The sequence below is a fragment of the Magnetococcales bacterium genome (genome assembly GCA_015231175.1).
GTDB lineage: Bacteria > Pseudomonadota > Magnetococcia > Magnetococcales > DC0425bin3 > HA3dbin3.
Genome location: JADGBZ010000065.1, coordinates 1 through 20,437, shown reverse-complemented (window position 1 = coordinate 20,437; position 20,437 = coordinate 1). Strand labels below are relative to the sequence as shown.

Annotated in this window: 17 protein-coding genes; 11 read left to right on the top strand and 6 right to left on the bottom strand. The window is 57.4% G+C overall.

All coding sequences use genetic code 11. The features are described from left to right. Positions 1-215: 215 nt before the first annotated feature. The 6 genes from HQL63_12415 to HQL63_12390 all read left to right on the top strand — a co-directional run bounded on the left by HQL63_12415 (position 216) and on the right by HQL63_12390 (position 3,971). Positions 216-437 carry a LapA family protein gene (locus HQL63_12415; GenBank protein ID MBF0177632.1) on the top strand — a complete coding sequence of 74 codons (222 nt, stop codon included), beginning with the start codon at positions 216-218 and terminating at the stop codon, positions 435-437. Positions 438-462: 25 nt separating this feature from the next. Then, the gene (mamM, locus tag HQL63_12410; protein MBF0177631.1) at positions 463-1,416 is read left to right on the top strand and encodes a magnetosome biogenesis CDF transporter MamM; all 954 of its coding nucleotides are present in this window, start codon (positions 463-465) and stop codon (positions 1,414-1,416) included. Beyond that, positions 1,413-1,694 carry a hypothetical protein gene (locus tag HQL63_12405; GenBank protein ID MBF0177630.1) on the top strand — a complete coding sequence of 94 codons (282 nt, stop codon included), beginning with the start codon at positions 1,413-1,415 and terminating at the stop codon, positions 1,692-1,694. Before mamM ends, HQL63_12405 begins: the two co-directional genes overlap by 4 nt. A 348-nt stretch (positions 1,695-2,042) precedes the next feature. Further along, the gene (locus HQL63_12400) at positions 2,043-2,282 is read left to right on the top strand and encodes a hypothetical protein (protein MBF0177629.1); all 240 of its coding nucleotides are present in this window, start codon (positions 2,043-2,045) and stop codon (positions 2,280-2,282) included. Beyond that, entirely contained in the window at positions 2,242-3,183 is a 942-nt protein-coding gene (locus HQL63_12395; protein ID MBF0177628.1) for a hypothetical protein, read from the top strand. The genes HQL63_12400 and HQL63_12395 overlap by 41 nt, the downstream gene beginning before the upstream one ends. A 122-nt stretch (positions 3,184-3,305) precedes the next feature. Next, the gene (locus HQL63_12390; protein ID MBF0177627.1) at positions 3,306-3,971 is read left to right on the top strand and encodes a hypothetical protein; all 666 of its coding nucleotides are present in this window, start codon (positions 3,306-3,308) and stop codon (positions 3,969-3,971) included. Between the two features lie 300 nt (positions 3,972-4,271). Here HQL63_12390 and HQL63_12385 read toward each other — a convergent pair whose 3' ends face one another. Next, positions 4,272-4,823: a hypothetical protein gene (locus tag HQL63_12385; protein ID MBF0177626.1), complete on the bottom strand. Its 552-nt coding sequence runs from the start codon at positions 4,821-4,823 to the stop codon at positions 4,272-4,274. On the opposite strand from HQL63_12385, the gene HQL63_12380 reads away from it, so the two are divergent. The 5 genes from HQL63_12380 (at position 4,806) to rsmA (ending at position 13,867) form a co-directional block, all read left to right on the top strand. Then, on the top strand, positions 4,806-8,243 hold the full coding sequence (locus tag HQL63_12380; protein ID MBF0177625.1) for a PilZ domain-containing protein: 3,438 nt from the start codon (positions 4,806-4,808) through the stop codon (positions 8,241-8,243). The two genes, HQL63_12385 and HQL63_12380, sit on opposite strands and share 18 nt — an antisense overlap. 274 nt (positions 8,244-8,517) lie before the next feature. Then, positions 8,518-10,605, top strand: coding sequence for an LPS-assembly protein LptD (locus tag HQL63_12375; protein ID MBF0177624.1), 2,088 nt, complete (start codon positions 8,518-8,520; stop codon positions 10,603-10,605). After that, complete coding sequence (locus HQL63_12370; GenBank protein ID MBF0177623.1) at positions 10,592-11,989, top strand: peptidylprolyl isomerase; 1,398 nt, start codon at positions 10,592-10,594, stop codon at positions 11,987-11,989. Before HQL63_12375 ends, HQL63_12370 begins: the two co-directional genes overlap by 14 nt. A gap of 11 nt (positions 11,990-12,000) precedes the next feature. Then, the gene (gene pdxA, locus HQL63_12365; GenBank protein MBF0177622.1) at positions 12,001-13,047 is read left to right on the top strand and encodes a 4-hydroxythreonine-4-phosphate dehydrogenase PdxA; all 1,047 of its coding nucleotides are present in this window, start codon (positions 12,001-12,003) and stop codon (positions 13,045-13,047) included. Then, entirely contained in the window at positions 13,037-13,867 is an 831-nt protein-coding gene (gene rsmA / locus HQL63_12360; protein ID MBF0177621.1) for a ribosomal RNA small subunit methyltransferase A, read from the top strand. Before pdxA ends, rsmA begins: the two co-directional genes overlap by 11 nt. Positions 13,868-13,991: 124 nt before the next feature. Here rsmA and HQL63_12355 read toward each other — a convergent pair whose 3' ends face one another. The 5 genes from HQL63_12355 to HQL63_12335 are packed head-to-tail and all read right to left on the bottom strand — an operon-like array spanning position 13,992 to position 20,382. Continuing rightward, complete coding sequence (locus tag HQL63_12355; protein MBF0177620.1) at positions 13,992-15,938, bottom strand: BatD family protein; 1,947 nt, start codon at positions 15,936-15,938, stop codon at positions 13,992-13,994. Next, positions 15,932-18,004 carry a VWA domain-containing protein gene (locus HQL63_12350; protein ID MBF0177619.1) on the bottom strand — a complete coding sequence of 691 codons (2,073 nt, stop codon included), beginning with the start codon at positions 18,002-18,004 and terminating at the stop codon, positions 15,932-15,934. The genes HQL63_12355 and HQL63_12350 overlap by 7 nt, the downstream gene beginning before the upstream one ends. An 18-nt stretch (positions 18,005-18,022) precedes the next feature. Continuing rightward, positions 18,023-19,036, bottom strand: a complete 1,014-nt coding sequence (locus HQL63_12345) for a VWA domain-containing protein (GenBank protein MBF0177618.1) — start codon at positions 19,034-19,036, stop codon at positions 18,023-18,025. Between the two features lie 3 nt (positions 19,037-19,039). After that, a complete protein-coding gene (locus HQL63_12340; protein ID MBF0177617.1) occupies positions 19,040-19,531 on the bottom strand; it encodes a DUF4381 domain-containing protein in 492 nt (163 codons plus the stop codon). Then, complete coding sequence (locus HQL63_12335; GenBank protein ID MBF0177616.1) at positions 19,528-20,382, bottom strand: DUF58 domain-containing protein; 855 nt, start codon at positions 20,380-20,382, stop codon at positions 19,528-19,530. Before HQL63_12335 ends, HQL63_12340 begins: the two co-directional genes overlap by 4 nt. Between the last annotated feature and the right edge of the window lie 55 nt (positions 20,383-20,437).

The window sequence follows — 20,437 nt, the reverse complement described above, 5'->3', positions numbered from 1 at the left end:
GTTGGCCACCGAGTTGCCGACCGAATATTGGAACCAGGTGGGTGACGTGATCGGCAGCTGATCCCTCGCAACTGTTTGGGGCCCTTGCAAGATAAGCTTTGATAGGGAGGGCTTTGTCAGGGCTTTGCCCCGAACTCTCAAGAAGAGTGGAGCGGTCGCTGTTTGCAGATTTTGGCGAATGGCCCAGCCCAGTGCCGGTCGTGGTGGGAGGTTTTGTGTTCAGGATGCTCCTGACCCTGCTTGTGACCCTGTTTCTGCTGATTTTTTCATCGCAAAACATGCATGTGGTCACATTGCGGTTTGTCTTTGGCAAGCCGGTCGAGATGCCCTTGATCATCGCATTGGCAGGAGCATTCATCCTCGGGTTTGGTGTGGCGGTCTTCGCCTTGCTGGTGCATACGGGAAGTCGGAAAAAGGGTGTCCATGAAACCTTCTAACGTTTTTTCTTGAAACTGGCGGTCCATGCGGTATTCAAAGTGTGTCATCTGCAACGAGATGGTTGGCTGGGCTGGGTTGTTGGTCAATCTGGTTTTGTTGATCCTTAAGTTGTTCATCGGTGTTCTCTCGGGTTCTCACGCCCTTGTGACCGGGGCGCTCTACTCCGCCAAGGGTGTTGTGGCCTCGGCCCTGATCATTGTCGGCCTGCGGGTCTCCAAGAAACCTGTTGACGAAAAACACCCTTTTGGTCACGGCAAGATCGAGTTTCTGTTCTCCATGACCGTCAGTGTGGTGATGGTCACGATCACGGCGTGGTTGTTGTACAATGTGGTCACTGTCCTGTTGGAGGGGGGGAGTCGTCCGCCGCACCTGATTGCCCTGTGGGTGGCTGTGCTCTCCGTCTTGGTTGACTTTTTTTTCCTGCACTACACCCGTTGTGTGGCCTTCGAGACCAAAAGCCCGATCGTGCGCACCCTGAACAAACGGCAACACGCCGATCTTGTCTCATCGGGCGCCGTGGCGGTGGGTATTCTGGGTTCCCACTATCTCGGATTGCCATGGCTGGACAGTTTGGTGGCTGTGGGGGAGGGAGTCGATCTGCTGAAATGGGGTGGTGAGATGTTCATGGATGCCTATCATGGTCTGATGGACACCGCTGGCTCCAAGAGTCTCGAAGAGGACATCCGACGCCGGACCAACAGCATCAAGGGTGTGGTTCTGGTGCAGTCGCTGCGGACGCGGCGTGTCGGTCAGGAGTTGTACGTATCGATCACCATTGGGGTGGATCCAGACATGGAGGTCGGCCAAGCCAAACAGGTGGCAAAGCGTGTGGCAGAAGAGTTGTCCGAGACTATACCTCATGTGGGTGATATCAACGTCCATTTCAGTTCTCCTCCCGGGTCGGTACCTGAGTTCAGGGAGGTCAAAAAAGAGATGGATCATTTGGAAAACTTGGCCAGGAGTGAGGACGGTCGATGATCCACGCCCAGCAGGAGAGGCAGACCTTCCCCTTTTGTCGCCAGAGGTGGAAGTTGCCGCTGGTGGTGCTCATGGTGGCCTGCATGGGAACCTTCGCCTGGGCCTTGCATCTTGTCTGGGAACATCACGGCGATCTGGGCGGCGTCAACTACATCTACATGTTGCAGGGGCGGGACGGAAGGTTGGGTCCGGTCTCTTCTTCCCCCCAAGCGCTGCGCCCAGCCCCTGACCGACCGCTGGTCGGCGGCGCGGTCCCGCCGGCGGGGGGGCGACCGTGAAGTGGTATTCGGTGTGATGGGCCACGATGCCATCTGCCATCGCTTTTCTTCCCGCGCTGGCTGCGATCTGATGACATGGTTTTCTCAACATCCTGATGGGCCGCCTGTCAAGTAGTTGTTCCTCGAATGGTTGGTCGCCGGTTTGGGGCGGTTGGGTGGTCCAGGTCCGATCAAACCTGTCCCGAAAGACGTTGAGGGAGTCGAGAACATGTTGGCGTCTCAAGTCGAGAAATGGAAAAAAGAGATCGAGCGGAGAGGGATGCTGATCGATGCCATTTTCCGGGAGTGAAGGAAGAGATCGTGCTGCGAAGGAGCGGCGCCGGTCCAGCCCGGTCTGATGCCCTTTGAATGGCAGAGGGGTTTGTCGAGGTGTTTCGTGCCCTGAGCGCCAAATGGGGAGCCATCCCTTTTTGCCGGCTCACCTGGAGTGTGCTTCGGGGTACGGTGGTCATGCCGGGGGCCTGTTATCCTCGACCCGGCAAAGGGGTGTGTACGGTTGCTGGAGCGCATGGTCTGGCGACAGAGTTGATCATGAAGGGGAACATCCATGCAAGGCACGGAACGGAATCGCTTGTCGGTGGCGCTTGAACTTGTGGTGGGTGTGTTGGTCACCATTGTTTTGCTCTTGTTGGTTGGAAATGTGGTGGTCTGGGGCAGTCGTTTCCCTGGGGCAGTTGTCAACCCGGTTTTGGCCATCGGTGCGCGGGGGATGCCGGCAGAGTCTGTCCACGCAACAGAGCATGTCCGTGGCGAAGGTGACAAGGTTGCTCCGGAGAAACGCCTGATTTTGGATGTCCAATCGCAGCAGACACGGATCGCGGAGAAGGTTGCCCCGGAGAAACGCCCGATTTTGGATGTCCAACCGCAGCAGACACGGATCGCGGAGCAGGAGGAGAGATCCCTCCAGGGTGGGGGGGTGTCGGAGAAGGCCAAGGCCAACGACGAGAGTGATCGTATCGATGCGGCGCGCGATGATCTCCTGGAACGACTGGAGACGCTTTTACGCGCGGAGAGGGTGATGTTTGAAACCGATCGGCGTGCCGGCACGCTCTTCCTGCCGGAGTTGTTCCAATTTTCATTGGGATCTGCAAGATTGGATGAGGGGAAACAGGACAAAATCAGGCAGGTTTTGGATATCTTCTCCCAGGTTTTGCCGTGTTTTGTTGCAGATCGTGATATACTGCTGCCATGCACTGGTTCCGTCAGCCCCGTCAGGCTTGAGGGGGTTTTTATTGTTGGGAAATCCAATCATGAGGGGGATCTGGCGCGTCGGATAACAAATATGAATTTGGCTTTTGGACGGGCTTCTGCTGCATTTTCAAGCATGGTTCGGGTCAATCAGAGGCTGTTTGGTCTTCTTGGGAGCCACGGTCAGGGGTTGTTCCGGGTCGAGGCGGCGAGTGTCAAGGCGGCCAAGCCAGAACTGTTGCGGCGGGTGGAATTTCGCTTCCTCCTGGCGTTGTCTCCAGAGACGAACCCGGCGGAGTGATCGCCACCCGGATGGAGAAACGGAAGGTCGAATGGGCCGAAGGTTGAGTCAAGGACCGTGGGAAGGTTAAGCTGCGGCGGGTTGAGGGTTGGATCAAGAGGGTGGTTTATGGGGAGTCTGCCATGATTTTTTTGCTGCCGATTTGGCTTGGTGCCAGCATGGGTTTGGGGTTGGGCATGCTCGTTTTTCAAGGTCGGCATGCGCCGCGTGCGGGGCAAGTGGCCGCGCCTGCGGGTTCCACGCATGGCGTGTCATGGGGGGATGGTGATGCGCCGGTTTCGTGCGAAATCGTCGCCGAGGATGCAGGGGAGGAGCAACAACTCCTGGCGACCGAGGAGATTCCTTTGGACAATCGGCAAGGCTCCCACAACATGGTGAGTGAGCACGAATTTACCCGGACCGCCAGAGTGAAGATGGAGATGGCCCGGGATCGCCGCACGGATGGAGAACTCAGAGCCGAACTTTGGAAATTGGTTCAGAACAAGGCATCTCTGGCCGTTTCGCGCCGTTGGGGGATGGATGTGGGGGGAGAAATTCAAAGGCGGATCAAGCTGCGTTTCACCGTTGGACCAGGGAGCATGGTTTGCCACCGTGTCAAATGGAAGCAGAATATGCGACGCGGGGTGTTTCTGGTGCGCCACCCGGAGGGTACCATGGAGTTGCCGTACATGGTGAGCTACGGTCTTTCACATGAAGTGGAAACGATCTCGGCAACCCAGGACAATGGACAGAATGGTGCAGCGCATCCACCGCATGAGACACAGGACCAAGGTGCGGATGTCGCCTGATTGATTCGGGATTCTGGCCAATTGGATATATCCGAACAAGATGTGACGAGAGAGAAGCCGGAGTTGCGGCCTCTGGCTGTCTATGGCCAGACGGTTGTGGATCTTTTCTCATCCGAGATGGATCAAAATGTCCCGGTCTGTTTCCTGCCGATTTATAACAGGGATCAGATTCTCTGCCAGGAGAGCTATCAGGATTTTTTTCTCCACGCCCAGGAACTCTGGTCCGAGGCCTTGCGGGCCGTCTCTGTCCTGTACCAAAACATGGCGGAAGAGAGGCGGCAGACAGGAACGGAAGCCTCGTCATCGGCTCATGGTGTCAAGACCCCCATTCTCGATCGGTTTGCAGCCTTCCGGGAGGCTGTCAAGACAGGGGATGAAGAGAGTATCGAGGACAATCCGTTCCTCAAGTTGACCCGGATGATTTTTCAGCTGAACATGCTGGCTGCGCAAGGAGCGATGAGGGAGGCCGTCGCGGGTGCGTTGGATGAGCGCCAGCGCATGGACATGCGCAACGTCGTTCCCATCCTGGAGATATGGCGTGCAACGGGAAAGAGATCCAAATCCTTCAGAAATATCGGGCGAAAGATCACCGCCACCTTGCGCACGATCGTCATCGGCCTGAAACCGTTCATCTCCGTTCTGCTCTTTGCTCTGTCGACGGTGACCACGTTTCGTGGGGTCAACGAACTTTTGCAACTGCCGTTCTTCCAGAAATTTTTCGGCGATCTCTTTGTTGGTATCGCGGGGGAGACGCCTCGATATATCGCCGGATTGGCGGTCGGGTTCTCTCTCTCCCTGGCCATCCTGGATTTCAAAGGGCGCCTGTTTCAGGGGTTGGCCGAGAAGGGTCAATTCTGGCGGGGCCTGGGATATGCGCTGGGCGTCAATCCGCGTTGGATCATTCTGGCCACCATACTGACGTTTTTCTCCATATACACCAACTATGACGGGATCGTTTCGTTGGTGTCCAAACAAGGTGAATTGCAAAAGCAGTGGGTGGAGATCAAAGGGCGGGTCGAGCAGGTTCTCGGTGAGGCCCGTGTGGCAAACCCGGATCACCCTCAAACGCTGCACGGCCTGAAGATGGCCTTGGAGCTGACCGTTCAACAAGCCATCGAGACTTTCAAAAAGTTGCCGGAAGATGAACTCTCCGGGATCGCTTCCAGCCAGGATCCACGCAAGGGTCCACGTTATTGGGCCAAGCATTTTGTCGTGTTTGGCGGCTATGCGGAAGGTCTGGTCGATTTACCGAAGGTCTATGCCAACACGGATACGTCACGCAACGTGAATGCGATTCTGCTCGGCTCCGGATTGAATTTTAATAAAAGTATTGAAGAAAAAATTCGCGAGTTGATGGCCCGCTACCTGCAAAATTTTGCAACGACGAACCGGACAATTCTGGATGACCTGGATAAACTTGACCAGATCATGCGGCCCAGTGAACGTTCAGTGGCCGATATGCGACGTTTCATGACGTTGGAATATTATGATATCAATACGCTTGTGCAACACATTACCGTGTCTTTTGAAGAAAACAAACAAATTTATGATGAAGTGGCTGCCGAACTTAATAAGCTTATCCGGGAACACGTAGCAGTTCTGCGTCAGGTGGATAAATATGGTAATATGCCACAGGTTGATTACAACATTTCAGCGACCGTGGATGTGCCGGCCATTGAGGGGATCGCGGCTTTGAAAAAGGGAGTTATTCCTGTTGCTTCCCATAAAGATATCGCTGCCCTGAATCGTTTTCTTGCAGATGAATATGGCTCTGCTGCGGCCAGCCTTATATTGATGTCGATTCTTGCCTTTTCAATCTCGCTCGACCTTGGCGAGCTTCTTCTTTTTGTTGGTTTTACGATAAGGACTGCCAGGAGAGATGAAAAAATCATAGAAGGAAAAATCAAGGAAGTTGAGGTGTGGAATGAAAAATTTATCAACAAAATTAGAGGGTTTTTTGAGAAAAAAGAGGTGTGGTTCGCTCTTCTGAGTTGGTTGCCGAAACCTTCGGAAATATTGATGCGGGATGCCTTGTTCATGTGGCTGTACAGCATGGATGGGGAGCTGGAACTGTCTGGAGGAAAGGCGGGACGTTTAACGCAGTGGAGGATTTGGTTGGCACGTTTGTTCAGGGCCACTGTGCGCAAGGAGGTTTGTTATGGCCTGCAAGCCTGGGATCGTGCCCTGGACCGGGTTCAGAGAGGTGTGGCCCGGGAAAAATGCCTGTTTTTGGGCGTCCTGTATCCTGGCTTGCGCTGGGACAAGGAGTTGAGAAAACTCTCTTTTCTGCAATTGGGAGCCAAAGTGTCGCAAGGCATGAAAAGGGGGCAGGCACAATTTGAAAAAAGCCTGAAGGCGTCTTGCAATATCCATCTGTGTGAACTGTTTGTGCGTCGAGGAGGTCGCTCCAAGGATATAAAATCTCCAACACAAAAGGACTTTGAGCTGACCCTCCATATGGCCTACCAGGAGTTGGACCCTCAAACCAGACGCAAACGCCAGGAAGGTAGCCACCCTGTACCTGTGGGTCGTTCATCCTCAGGGGGTAAAGGTATTTGTCCATCATGCGGCGCCGCAGGATTTGTTCAAGCCTGGCACTGTGTCAAAACGAAAACAATCGAAGGGTGTCCGGTTGAACATGAAGATGATGGCTTTTTACCGTGGATACAGAAAAAGATGGTGTCATTTTTTATTTACTATTTATTTTGTCCAGCATGGTGGGCTTATTACTGGTTATTTTGTGTTTCATTTGTCAAGGATGAAAAAGTTTTTCCATGGTCTCGCAAAAAGTGGCTTTATGAATTTTGTGCCTCAAGCCAGGGGCGCATTGAGAGATCGAGGGTGATGTCGACAGAGAAGAAAGAATTGAATTTTGAGTACATTTTATCTAAAATAACCTCATTGAGAACTGAAAAAGTCAAGGATGTTATAAGAAATCTCGACAAATTTGACAGGGGTTGGGCAAAGTCATGGAAACTGTCTATCTGTCATTACGAGAACATTTTGTGTGATATCGAAGATGAAGCAAGGATGATTCGTGGTCTCGGTAAGGATGCAAATGATGTTGCAGACGAAATGCAACTGTATAGCCGGAATGCAAGCCTTGGGTCCATGTTGTATTATGAGAGTCCACATAATTTTTCATTGTTGGAGCAGTTCAAGGCTATCGAATTCCAAATTGAAGACGCACTACGGCGTGTCAGTGAGGTTGCCGCCAAGGATGCGAGGAAGGATCAATATCTTCGGGAGATAGATGAAATTTGTGCGGATGTCAACCGGTTGTTGGCGGAAGTCAAGATGGGTCTGGTCAGTGGGGACGTGGACTATCAGAGTTGGAAGCTGGTCGGCGGTGACAAAGTGTATCAACAAATTGCGGATGAAACGAAGGTGATTCTCGCATCTGCACAAGAGTCCAAAAACATGGACATTATCGAACAGGGCGAGGATGTGATTGCCCAACTCAACAAGCTGCGGATTCAATCCGAACAACTCCGAGACCAACTGTTGGAGGCCAAGGTTGCCTTAAGCCATCCCGTGGTACGATCAGGTTCCGGCACGCCACCCGTCAACAAAGTTGTTGACAAACCAAATACTGAACCGACATATCAACTTTTTGCTCCATCCGGCGTGGATGATGGATTGCCCATGGATGCACGCAATGAAATACCCGTGGCTGTTGGGATCATGGACGACATTTTTCCTGAAAAAGAGAGTATCCGCAACAGTGGAAAAGAGAGTTGGGCCGTTGCCGTCCGGACCCACAGAGGTGGTACGCCCAAAGAGAGGCCGGCTGTCACTACGCAGGGGCGTCAGTCAGGTTACATGGTCTCTCGGGCTCAAAGCAGAGAGAGAGGCTCGGGTCTTGTCAGGGAGGCTCAGGAGGGGGCTCTACCCTTCCGGAGCCATGCGGAGAGTGTCGGATCGCGCCGGGAGACGGAAAGATCGCTGCTGAAGGTTGAGTCGGAGTTTGAAACCCAACAGGGTGGTGTCCATCGTGGCATGACGGCGGATGTCAGTATCACGGGTGTCAGGATGACGCTGCATCGTGCTGATGAAAAAATCAAGGAAGGTATGGAAGGCTCCTTCCGCTTTTTGAATTTGCCGGGTGAGGAAGGATTTCCCTGTCGTGTGGTGCGGATCAAGGGAAATGAAATGACGTTGGCCATCCATACGGATACTTCACGGTATGGGCTCCTGGTTATGCAGGAAATTCTTTCCCAACATAAAATTGAAATTTCCGGGAGCGGACAGAATACGCTGACACGTTCATGACCCGTTGCCGGCAGGTGACCCCGTGGTAACTGTTCTCCACCCTTTCAAGAAAAAATGAGATATGAAGGCCTTTGTCAGGGCTTTGCCCCGAACCCCACCAGGACTCTGTCCTGGACCTGCCAGGGAGCCAGCCCCCTGGACCCCGATTCGTTGCCGGGTGGAGAACAGTTGCACCCCGGCAGCAGGAGGGTGGCGTGGGGTTCTGGGCCTTTGCTTCCTGCTGGCGGTGGTGGTGGGGGCGCCGCGTTCTGGCTGGGGAGGGGAACCTCTTCCGATGGAAATCGAGGCTGATCATTTGGAGCAGCTCCAGGAGCGGGGCCTGGTCACGGCCAAGGGGCGCGTCCGGGTCAGGAGTGATGCGAATTTTTTGTTGGAAACAAATGATATATCGTACAACGTGCAAACCCGGGCCATCGATGCCGACGGGGTTGTGCGTATGTGCCGGAATGGGGAGTGGTTTTACGGATCCCGTTTACACCTGGAGGGAAGCGATGACCGTGGCTCCCTTGATCATGCCCGGATTGCCATGTCCAGGTCGGGTGGGCGCGCCACGGCAGAAAAGGTTGTTTTGCACGACCGGAATACGCTGACCCTGCATGGCGCCAAATTCACCAACTGCAACTGTGAGAATCCTCCCTGGTATTTGAAGTCTGATCGGATCCAGGTCAATCGGCAGGAGAATGAGGCCAAGGCTGAGAATGTGACCTTGTTTTTGCACGGTCTCCCGCTGGCCTATGTTCCATGGTGGCGTCATCCGTTACGGAATGTCCGCCAGTCAGGTTTTTTGACGCCGACACCGCGAATCAGTTCGGCCAACGGTTTTGAAGTGGATATCCCCTATTACCTGAATATTGCCCCCGATCAGGATGCCACCTTGACCCTCCACCCCACCACACGGCGTGGCACGATGGGCAAGGTGCAGTATCGTTACCTGGGGGCCGGGTATCGCGGCGAGTTTGAGACACACGGCATCTACGATACCCAATTGAATGAATTTCGCGGTCTTTTGGCTATTGATGACCAGCGCCGGCCTGATCAAGACTGGCTCATCAAGACTCGGGTGGAACAAACGCGCTCGCGGCATTTTATCAACGATTTTGAGCAGAAGTTGGTAGAAAACAGCCATCGTCACCTGGATTCGTTCTCCCTTGCGAACCGCCTTTGGTCGCGTGATCGTGCCTACACCGGTTTTGAAACCGGCGTGCGCTGGTTCCAGGATCTGCAAACCCCCAATGACCGGCAAACTGTCCAGCAACTCCCCTTTGCCAAATGGGTGGATGATCGGCCCTTGGTTCCGCTGGGGCCGGGCTGGCGCATGGGAAGCATGGTTCGGCTGGATAATTTTTACCAACTGACCGGTGACCTGACCAACCGTGTGGATCTGGCGCCGACTCTGGATTATACCCGTTCACTCCCCATGGGGCGGTTGCGGTCGCAAATCGGTGTCCGGGAGAGCCTTTATCAAGTCAGTGGCGATCCGCTTCAGGCTGGTGGCCATGGTGATGGTTCCTCGCATCGGGAGGCCTCTCTGGCCAATGTGCGCCTGGACAGCCGCTTGCAACGCACCTACACCCGGAACGAACACGCCGACACTTTGTTCGCGGCCTTGAAACATGTCGTGGAGCCGAGTGTGCAATATACCGTCAATGCCGTGAATGGTCAGAGTGGTGTACCCAACTACGATTCGCAGGCCAATGTCACCCATAACAACCCGGTGCTGCGCGAGTTTTCCACCTCAAACCTTTTTGCCACCAACCTCTATCCAGGGATCGACCGTATCAGCGGAGGGCACTGGTTGACCTATGGCGTGACCAACCGTCTGATGGGGCGGCAAGTTGACCATGGTATGATACGCGAGGTGGCAAGCTTGACCGTCGGTCAGCGCTGGGCCCCTTCCGGCCAGAGGGATTACCAAAGAGAACATCCCTTCTCGGATCTGGTGACCTCCCTCAATCTGTTTTTGACGGATCGATGGTCCATGCGGATGGGATCCCGTTTCGATCCCTATGGGGGAACTCTGGTCTCGGCCAACAGCGAGTTGTCCTACGCCACGCTTCGCAAGGATCAATACGGCGTGGGTTTCAACCTGAACCGCCCAGAGACAGCCGAAACCATCAAGGATGCAACGTTGTCCGCCAATTTTGGTCTGCTGGAGATGTGGCGCTGGTCGCAAAAAATCAACTACTCATTGGAACAAAACAGTGTCAAAAACTGGCGTTCGGGCCTGATTTACGAGCATGATTGCTGGTCGTTCGAATGGATCGCCGGACGCAGATTGGCGTCGAGTACGGTTGACCATGGTGGTAGTTTTGCTGGATTTCAGATCAATTTCAAGGGTCTCGGTGGCTATGGCTTTAATTGAGTTCGATCCCGTGTTCAGTCAGGATAATCTCCTGGTGCCCGGCCCGACCGTGACCAACAACGATGGAGAGAGCGTGGTGGTGCGACGATTCGTTGCCAAGATGATGTTTGTGGTGTTTGCCTTTTTGTTGGGGTTGGAAATTTTCTCTTCAGCCCAGGCTGGGCAACTGGATCGCATCGTTGCCGTTGTGGAAGGGGATATCATCACAGCCAGTGATGTCAACCGGGTGGCTGAACCCATCATTCGGCGCCTGGCACACAGTGGTGAGCTGCGCGATGAATCCCAGGTCCGGCGGCGTGCGCTGGAGGAGTTGATCGCCCGCAAATTGCGCGAACGCAAGGCCAGGGCGCTCAATATCCAGGTCGCCGACAAGGATATCGATCAGGCCATGGTGCAGGTGGCAAAAAACAACAAGATGGAGTTGAAGGACTTCCTCCAGGAGTTGCGTCGGCAAAATATGACCCAAGAAGATTTCAGGGAGGATTTGCGCCAGGAATTGTTGCAATCCCATTTGATTGGTCAGGTGATCCGTCCGCTGGTCACCGTGACCGAGGACGAGATCAGGGATCTGCAACGGACCTTGAGTGCCGGCGATGGACCGGAACAGATCCATTTGGGGCATATCCTCCTGGCCATGGATGAAAAAATGCCTGCCGACCGGATCGAAAAGTTGCGCCAACTGGCGGATGGTATTGTCCGCCGCTTGCGAACGGGCGAATCTCTCGCCCCCCTGGCCAGCCAATACTCCGACGATGCCACCGGCCTGAAGGGGGGGGATATGGGGTGGTTCAAGCGAGGTGAGATGGTTCCTGAGTTGGAAAAGGTGCTCTTCCCGCTTTCTGCCGGGTCTGTTGCCGGACCTTTGCAGACGACGCAGGGGTTGCATATCTTCCAGGTTCTGGAGAGAAAAAGTGCCTCCATACGGCACAAGAGTGGCCCCAAGGAGGAGATCCATGCCCGGCACATTCTGCTGAAGTTGCCTGAGAACCCCACACCAGAGGAGGTGAACAAAGTTCGGGATGATACCCTTTCCATACGCAAGTTGCTGGAGGGTGGTGGGGATTTCAAGGAACTGGCCCGCTCACGCTCCCAGGATCCCTCGGCTGCGGATGGGGGTGATCTGGGTTGGTTCGGGCGTGGAATGATGGTGCCGGAGTTTGAAAAAGCCGCCTTTGCCCTGGCCAAAGGAGGCATCAGTGCTCCCGTGCGCACCAAGTATGGTTGGCACCTGATTTTGCTCGAAGAGAGCAGGCAAGTTTCCGGTGACGACTTTGCGGGCAATCGGACGGAATTGGAAAACCGTCTGCGGGAGAGCAAGACCCAGGATCTTTATAAGCAGTGGCAGCGGGATTTGCGCTTGCGGGCCTACGTGGAAATACGTTGAGCGAACCTGACATGTTGGCTGTCACGATGGGTGATCCCGCCGGTGTCGGGCCGGAGATTGTCCTGAAGGCCTTTGCTGCCCAGGCACAGCAGCGTCAGCGTGGGCCGCGCTGGCTGTTTGTGGGCGATCATCGGGTTTTGGCCTGGAGCGCCCAGCGCCTGGGGCTTCCCTGTATCGGTCAGCCGGTCGGCTCGCCTGAGGAGGCCAGCGTCTTGCCGCGCCATCTTCCGGGTTGGTTGGCGACGGCGGCGACTGTTCCTTTGGAGCATCTGCGGTTTGGTGTGCCGGATACGCGCCATGCGGCGGCGGTGGTGGAGAGCATCGAGACCGCCTGTCGTCTGGCCGTTGCCGGGCGGGTGGCTGGGGTGGTGACGCCACCGATCCACAAGGGGGTTTTACATGCCGCCGGCTACCATATCCCCGGGCATACGGAATTGTTGGCCCATTGCACCGGAGCGGAGCAGGCGGTCATGATGTTGGTCGGGAAGGGGTTGCGGGTGGTTCTGGCGACCATTCACCAATCCCTGGCGTCGGTGACAACAACGCTGAACTCTTCCCTTTTGACCCGGATCATCGACACCACCTTGACGGCTTTGCAGAGGGACTTTGGTTTGTCGCACCCCCGGTTGGCGGTAACCGGCCTCAATCCCCATGCCGGGGAGGGCGGGGCTTTTGGCCAAGAGGAGCAGGCCGTCATTGCCCCGGTCTGTGCCTCCCTGGCCGCACGTTATCCACCCGGAACGCTGCGCGGCCCCCTGCCCGCCGATACCTTGTTTCATCCACAGGCCCGTCGTACCTACGACGCCGTCCTGTGCATGTACCATGACCAGGCATTGATCCCTCTCAAAATGTTGGCTTTCGGGCAGGCTGTCAATGTCACCCTGGGGTTGCCCATCATCCGGACCAGCGTAGACCATGGCACGGCTTTTGACATAGCGGGTCAGGGTATTGCCGATCCGGGCTCGCTGGTTGTGGCTTTGCGTCTGGCGGCACGCCTGGTACGCCAGCGCCGCCTTTATTGCAAGCGATCGGGTGGTTCCTTCCACCATGCATCCTGAGGCTTTACGCCTGCACAGGCTTTTGCGGGCCCATGGCCTGGCTCCGCGCCATAGCCAGGGGCAAAACTTTCTCATAGATCCCGATCTGCCACGGCACATTGTCAATGCGGCGGGTGTTGGTGTGCAGGATCGTGTCGTGGAGATTGGCCCCGGTTTGGGCAGTCTCACCCGGGCTCTGCTCGACAAGGTGGGGCGGGTCTGGTGCGTTGAACGCGATGTCCGATTGATCCCCCTGTTGCAGCAGGAGACCCGAGGTCTGGGCGCATTGCATATCATGGCAGGGGATGCCCTGCACCAGGATTATCAGGCGTTGGCGGATCGTCTGGGGGGGCCGTTGCGGGTGGTGGCCAATCTGCCTTATCAAATCAGCTCCCCCCTGCTGCTGCTTTTTCTGGAACAGCGGCAGGCATTTCACACCCTGACCCTCATGTTGCAAAAAGAGGTTGCCCAGCGGCTTGCTGCGTCCCCTGGTCACAAGGATTATGGCACGCTCTCGATCTATTGTCAGATGTGGTCCGATGTTCGAGTCGTTCTCGAAGTGCCACCGGATGCTTTTTTCCCGGCCCCCAAGGTCAACTCCGCAGTCGTACACATGGTGTTGCGTGATCAGCCCGCAGTTCCATTATCCCACCCTGCGGCGTTGAACCAGGTGGTTCGGGCAGCTTTTGGGCAACGCCGAAAAACCCTCAACAACGCCTTGAAAGGGTTGAGCCCCGATGTCCCGGCCTGGCTGGTCCGGGCGGAGATCGATGGCCAACGGCGGGGTGAGACACTCTCCCTGGAGGAGTTTGCCAGACTGGCGGCGACGCAGCTTTCCTGAAACGAGTCGGGGTCCAGGGGGGTGGCTCCCTGGCAGGGCCTAAGACAGAGTCCTGGTGGGGTTCGGGGCGAAGCCCTGACAAAGGCTTTCATGTCCAAGCTTTTCCTGAAAGGGTGGTGAATAGTTACATTTTTTCTTTGTATGTCGGATTCAGGGATGGCAGCGCCTCCGGCTGGTTTTTTTCCAGCCGGATCTGGGGCCGGATCAGCAAGGGTTGCAACACAGGCCAAAAATCGGTTCCATCCCAGGGTGTATGGGGGGCATAAAGTCCTCGTTCCAGACGTTCCAGAATGGGTGGAGCCAAAGTTGGATCCAGGCGTGCTCCCAATGCCCCCAGAGTTCGGGGTGGGGCATGGGGCCAAACCTGGGCGCCCCAATGCAGCAAGGCTTCGGCGATCTGGTGGGGGTCACAGGTTGCACAGGCGGTTTGCACCAACCCGGGGTCGGGTTGGGAAGTGGGTGCCTGGGATGACAGGGGGAGGGGCCGTGTCTTTGTTGGTGGCATGCGGGAACGCTGTCGCCACCACAACCCCAGTGTCGTCAACCAGAGCAGCAGCAATCCGGCGGAAACCCATGGCCAGTGGTGACCCCTCAACATGTCATGGATGGACTCCATTTCAGGGGGGGGTGAGGTGGTGATGGCCGGGAGCGCGGGGGGCGTCGGAGTGGTGGATGCGGATGGTGTAGGAACGGGGGTATGGGGAGGAGTGCCAACCTGCGGGTTTGTTGACCGGGGCAAAACGGAGGCAGGGGAGGGGGCGCCAGCCACCGGCGGAGGTGTCGTGCCCGCAGCAGGCAGCACCGTGATGGTCCGTGCCGGGAGTTTGGCAACCTTGGCACGATCTTCGGTGATGTCCCACCAGGGGATTTCGATGGCCGGCAGGGTGTAGGTTCCCGGCTGGGAGGGTACGATGGCCCATTTCTCCTCCCGCTCCCCCAAAATCCACTTTCCTTTGACCTGGGATTGGATCACGGGTTGGTCGGGATAAATGTTGATCCCGTCCAGATGTGGTTTGGGAATTTCCGGCAACTGCGTCGCAGCCAGACCCTTGGCAAACAGCCCTACGGTACGTGTCAGGGGATCCCCCACCTTGAGGTGTACCGGGTCGCTCAAACCTTGATCGGACAGGGTGACCTGCGCCGCTGGCAACCACCAGGGGCCGGTAAACGTCGTCGGTCGAGGTCGAACCTCCAGGAGGATGGGGTCACTGTGTAACCTGACGGGTCGCGTGGGTTCCAGCAGGTTGGCAAAAGGGTCATGACCTAAAAAGTTTTGGAAAAACGGATCGTTGGCAAAAGGACTGAACGTCTGGGGAGCACGCCCCCTTTGCCGGGCGATCCGCGCCTGTCCCTGGAAGAGCAGCCCGGGCAGGGTTATCGGCCCACTTTTTTGTGGAAAAATGGCATAGTTTCGCTCCAAAACCTCGTAGGTGCGGCCTTTGATATCGGTGGTGAAGGGGCGATCCTCCCCCAGGCGTTCGACGAGGGCATCCTCGATGACGGGATCGGCAATTTCCCCTTGAGTGAACTGGATGGCCCGATAAAAACGTACCTTCAAGATCACCTGTCCCTGGACGTAGGGTGTTTTAGTGTCGACCTCTGCTGTCAGAAAATAGGCGCCCGAAGGGGCGTTGTCGCCGACGCTGTTGCCGCCATTTGGCCCGCTCGACCCACCCTGGGTCGGGGAGCCAGCCGGGAGGACTTCGATGGCAATCGGCGTGGTTTTCATGCCGGCCACCTCCAGCGAGGGTATGGTCAATTTGCCGGTTCTCAGTGGCATCAGGGTGATGGACAAACCAGTCGTCGATTCCCGATGTCCGTTGATAATCCTTAGATTTCTCTCGGATTCGCTGCCCAGGACTTGGAAATCCTTCTGCAAAGGGGTCAAATCGGGTTGGGGCATTCTGCCCTGGTCGCCGGAGAGGGTGAGGGTCAGGCGCAGGGAGTCCCCGGCAGCGAGAACCGATTGGTCCACCCGTGCTGAAACGCCTGCCGCCAGAGCTGTCCCCGGATACGACACGGCCAGCAACAACAGCACCACGAAAGAGAGTCGGTTTCGGAGCGTCACCATGGCGATGTCACCTCTGCCGGGCGGCCACGCCGCCGTTGTTCCAAAAGAAATTTTCGCCGCAATAACCCCCCGGGGTCATCGGGAATCCGTTGCAACCATTGCTCCATGGCCTGGCGGTTTTCCGCATCCAGGGGTGAGGCCTCGGCCACCCTGGCAGCCTCCTGCCCGGCTGGCGTCTGTGCGGCAGGCGAGTTTGGTGTCCGGTCCGGTTCTTTCCCGGCTGGCGGGCTTGCTGAATCGCTTGTTGCAGGGGTCGATTTTTCATCGGCGGAAGTGTTTGCCGCCTGTTTTCCCGCCGGACTCTGTTGTTCTGCCTCCTTTTTCTCTTCCTGACTGTTTGGCGCGGCAGGTGAATGTTTCGCCTGATTCGGATTCTCTTCCTGACTGTTTGGCGCGGCAGGTGAGTGTTTCGTCTGATTCGGATTCTCTTCCTGACTGTTTGGCGCGGCAGGTGAGTGTTTCGTCTGATTCGGATTCTCTTCCTGACTGTTTGGCGCGGCAGGTGAGTGTTTCGCCTGATTCGGATCCTTCCCGACTGGCGGGCTTGCGGAATGGCTTGTTGCAGGGTTCGATTTTTCCTCGGCGGGAGTGTTTGCCGCCGGTTTTTCCGCCGGACTCTGTTCTTCTGCCCCCTTTTTCTCTTCCTGACCGTTTTGCGCGTTGGATGTGGATGAATTATTTTGTTGCTGTTGCTGTTGCTGCTCTTTCTGCAACAATTTTTCGACAAGCTGCCGGTTGGCTTTGGCATCCGCCATGTCGGGTTTGAGGGTCAATGCCTGATCGTAGGCCTGGATCGCTTCCTGGAGTTTTCTTTGGTGTGCGAGCATGTTGCCGCGATTGTACAGACCATCGGCGCCACCCCACTGGGCAAAGGAGTCCGACGCCAGGGCCTCCTGACCCGCCTGACTTTGTGCCATGCCGCGCCAGCCCGAATCCTGGAACAATTGTGCCGCTCGGGCCGCATCCCCCGCCTCCAGGGCTTTTTTGGCCTGCTGGTCAGGTCGCAGCCACAGATCATCCCAGGAGAGGGCGAGGGCTGGAGGTGCCGTCATCATGCACACCATGCAACTCAACCCCAACAACCATCCCCGACGAAAAGCCATGGCGGCCACGGGCAAAAGCAGGAGCAGCAGCCAGGGGGATTTTTCATCCCAGACCTCGGTTGTGGCCTGGGACAAGTGGGCTGGACCCAAAGTGCCGCCATGCATCAGACTGGCCGCGAGGGTCTCCAGGTCACGGTCATCCGGCGTCAGCGCGGTAAAGACGCCATGGCCAATTCCGGCCAGAGCGATCAACGCATCGCTGACCAGGGGGGCCAAAACGGGTCGTCCCTGGGGATCCTGGATGAATCCACCTGTGGGATCGGAGATCGGTCCTCCGGTGGTTGTCCCCACCCCCATGACAGAGAGCCGATACCCTTTCTCGACCAGTTGACGGGCTGCTTCCAGGGTGCTGGTCGGAGCAGCGTCGCCATCCGTTACCAGCAGCACGGCGCCTTTGTTGACGACGGTCCTTTCCAGCACCTTGCCGGCCATCTCCAACCCCCGGTGGGGCAGGCTGCCCTGGATGGGCATCAAGTCGGGTTCCAGAGAGCCCAACAGGGCCAGAATGGTGTTGGCATCATCGGTCAGGGGCGCGGCGATGAAGGCATCGCCGGCAAAGACCACCAGGCCGGTTTGTCCTGGCCCCAGGCGTTGCAGGAGGTTGTGGAGTTTTTGTTTGGCCCGTTCCAGCCGTGAAGGGAGCAGGTCCGTGGCCAGCATCGAACGGGAAAGATCCAGGACCACCACCAGGGCCGCCTGGGGTCGAAACAGGGGAACGGGCGCCCGCGACCAGGTAGGGCCGGCCAAAACCAGCATGATGCCCGACATGCCCAGGGCCAGCAGCCAATACCATGTCCGATCTTGTCGTTCCCCGTTGCTGCGCAGCAAATGGGGCAACAAGTGCGGATCGCACACCTTGCGCCATGCCTGTTCACTTTGGGTGTACCGCCAGAGCTGCCACAAAATGACAACAAGCGGGACGATGCTCCACAACCAGAGGGGACGCAACAGATGCATGGTCATTCCGCAACCTCCCTGTGGTCAGCCACGGCCCGCCCTCCTTTGCAGTGCCAGAAGCGCCAACAGCATGCTCATCACCAAGGCTGGCCCCAGAAACCAGGGGTGCAACTCTGTGCGCACCATGTACTGTTCCGGTTTGGAGAGGGTGGGCTCGATGCGGTCGAGTTCCTGGTAGATCTCCTCCATGGTTTCGGTATCCGAGGCCCGAAAATAGCGTCCGCCGGTGAGACGGGCCACCTCTTTCAGGGTAGGTTCGTCCAAATCTTCCGACGGGTTGACCATTTGCGTGCCAAAGATGGTCTCCATGGCCAAGGGCTTTGTCGAACCCACCCCAATGGGATAGATGCGCACCCCCTCCTGTGCCGCCAGTTGTGCCGCCTTGCGGGGATCCACGGCTCCCGCTGTGTTGGCGCCATCGGTCAGGAGGACCACGGCGCGTCCTTGCTGGGGACGTTCGCGCAGCCGGCGCACGGCAAGGCCGATCCCTTCACCGATGGCTGTCATTTTTCCGGCCAGGCCCACCTCCGCCTCGCGGAGCATGGTGGCCACGGTCTCCAGGTCGAAGGTCAACGGTGTCTGGAGATAGGCATGGTCGGCAAACAGGATGAGCCCCAACCGGTCACCGGTGCGACGGCGGATGAACGATCCCGCCACCACCTTGATCGCCTGCAACCGATTGATCTGGCGATCTTGCCAGGAAAAATCCTTGATCAACATACTCTCGGAGAGGTCCACCACCATGAGCAGATCCCGGCCTGTGGAGGGTTGCAGTACCGGTTTTTCCAGCCATTGCGGGCGCACGGCCCCGCCCACCAGCAGGAGCCAGATCACCCCTCCCCACCACAGCCAGATTTTGGCGGGTCGGGAGCGCTGCGCCGTGGTTGACCCCTCTCCACGCAGCAACTCCTGAAAAAAGGGAACCAACAGGGCGCCACCGCCAGCAATCTTTCCTGGCGGCATCAGGCGATACACCAGCCATGGCAAGGGCAGGAACACCCCCATCCATGGCCATTGGAGATGCAGGCCACTCTCCATTCCCTAGACTCCCATGCGGCCTCCGGCTTGTTGAACCCATGCCCTGGCCGCGGCCAGCAGGGGTTCGGGGTCGACGGCCACGCCCGGTTGGTAGGGGGCAGTGGCCAAAACACGTCCGGCCCCACGGGTGAAAGCGGTACAATGACCGGTCGTATCCAAAAATTGCAACCAACTTTCTCCGCTCAGGGAGGCCACCTCCTGGCGGGCGTGGCGGATCATGGCGCAGCGTTTCAGCAAGGCTGATATCCCGACCGCCAAGGCTGTTGCATCGCCATTGTTGCGGAACTGGGCCTCAATGGCAGCCAGTTCAACCAGGGCCGCACGTTGGGGATCCTGGCGTTTTTTGCGTTGCCACGCCAACCAACCCCAGGTCGCAACGCCGGTCAAAAGGAGCAATCCCAGCAGCAACCACCACCCTGGCGCTGGCGGCCAGAGCGGGATCGGGGGCGGGGTGTGCAGACCCTGCAACCCGGCCAGAGGGTCGGATTCATTCATCGTTTTCCCCGCCGCAGCAGGAGGGGGTGCATCTCTCGCCGGAGAAATTCCGTGGCGGGTTGGTGGGTGGCCAGGGTCAGCAAGGGGGCCGCATGCCGACCAAAGAGGGCCGTGACCGCCTCCTGCCGCTCGTGGAAGCGTTGTTGATGTCGATCCCGTATTTTTGTTGTCCCCGTTGCCAACTGCAACACGCGCCGACCATCGGTAAAGGAGAACATACCCTCCGCAGGCAATGCCATCTCCAGGGCATCGTAGAGCATCACCCCCATCAGGGTGTTGTGGGGCGCCAGCAACCCCAGCAATCGTCCCGCCGCTGCATCCAGGGCGGTAAAATCACTCAGGATGAAAATCAAGGTACCGGGTCGCGCCACCCGGCGCAGGCGTGCCAATCCATCCGCCAGGGAGGCGCCGGGCCGTGCATCCCCGGGGAGGGGTTGCCGGGCCGCCAGGGCACGCAACAGGGGCAGCAACCCGCGTTCGCCTCCTGCCGGGCGGCACAGAACCAATCCATCCGCAGCCAGCACCACGCCACCGATGCGATCGCCGGCCAATGCGGCAACCCATCCCAACAACCCTGCCAGTTGTGCCGCCACCACCGATTTGAAAGCCACCCGCGTGCCAAACGCCATGGGAGGATTGAGATCCACCACCAGGATAACCGGTCGTTCCCGCTCTTCCCGGAACACCTTGGAGTGGGGCTCACCGGTGCGGGCGGTCACTTTCCAGTCCATGTTGCGTATGTCGTCGCCGGGCTGATAGGGTCGCGTCTCCTCAAACTCCATGCCCCGACCGCGAAACACCGAGCGAAAGCGCCCCACCAAAGGGTTGGCCGCCCGCGCCAACCCTGGCAACGCCCGCTATCGGCATATCCGGTGGGCCATGGCGCGCTTTCTTCAGCCGGTACAC

What these genes read in the sequence shown, in the direction of transcription:
- mamM (MBF0177631.1), top strand. Translation starts at nt 463, where the DNA reads ATGCGGTATTCAAAGTGTGTCATCTGCAACGAGATGGTTGGCTGGGCT.
- HQL63_12405 (MBF0177630.1), top strand. Translation starts at nt 1,413, where the DNA reads ATGATCCACGCCCAGCAGGAGAGGCAGACCTTCCCCTTTTGTCGCCAG.
- HQL63_12400 (MBF0177629.1), top strand. Translation starts at nt 2,043, where the DNA reads ATGGCAGAGGGGTTTGTCGAGGTGTTTCGTGCCCTGAGCGCCAAATGG.
- HQL63_12395 (MBF0177628.1), top strand. Translation starts at nt 2,242, where the DNA reads ATGCAAGGCACGGAACGGAATCGCTTGTCGGTGGCGCTTGAACTTGTG.
- HQL63_12390 (MBF0177627.1), top strand. Translation starts at nt 3,306, where the DNA reads ATGATTTTTTTGCTGCCGATTTGGCTTGGTGCCAGCATGGGTTTGGGG.
- HQL63_12375 (MBF0177624.1), top strand. Translation starts at nt 8,518, where the DNA reads ATGGAAATCGAGGCTGATCATTTGGAGCAGCTCCAGGAGCGGGGCCTG.
- HQL63_12370 (MBF0177623.1), top strand. Translation starts at nt 10,592, where the DNA reads ATGGCTTTAATTGAGTTCGATCCCGTGTTCAGTCAGGATAATCTCCTG.
- pdxA (MBF0177622.1), top strand. Translation starts at nt 12,001, where the DNA reads ATGTTGGCTGTCACGATGGGTGATCCCGCCGGTGTCGGGCCGGAGATT.
- rsmA (MBF0177621.1), top strand. Translation starts at nt 13,037, where the DNA reads ATGCATCCTGAGGCTTTACGCCTGCACAGGCTTTTGCGGGCCCATGGC.
- HQL63_12355 (MBF0177620.1), bottom strand. Translation starts at nt 15,938, where the DNA reads ATGGTGACGCTCCGAAACCGACTCTCTTTCGTGGTGCTGTTGTTGCTG.
- HQL63_12350 (MBF0177619.1), bottom strand. Translation starts at nt 18,004, where the DNA reads ATGACCATGCATCTGTTGCGTCCCCTCTGGTTGTGGAGCATCGTCCCG.
- HQL63_12345 (MBF0177618.1), bottom strand. Translation starts at nt 19,036, where the DNA reads ATGGAGAGTGGCCTGCATCTCCAATGGCCATGGATGGGGGTGTTCCTG.
- HQL63_12340 (MBF0177617.1), bottom strand. Translation starts at nt 19,531, where the DNA reads ATGAATGAATCCGACCCTCTGGCCGGGTTGCAGGGTCTGCACACCCCG.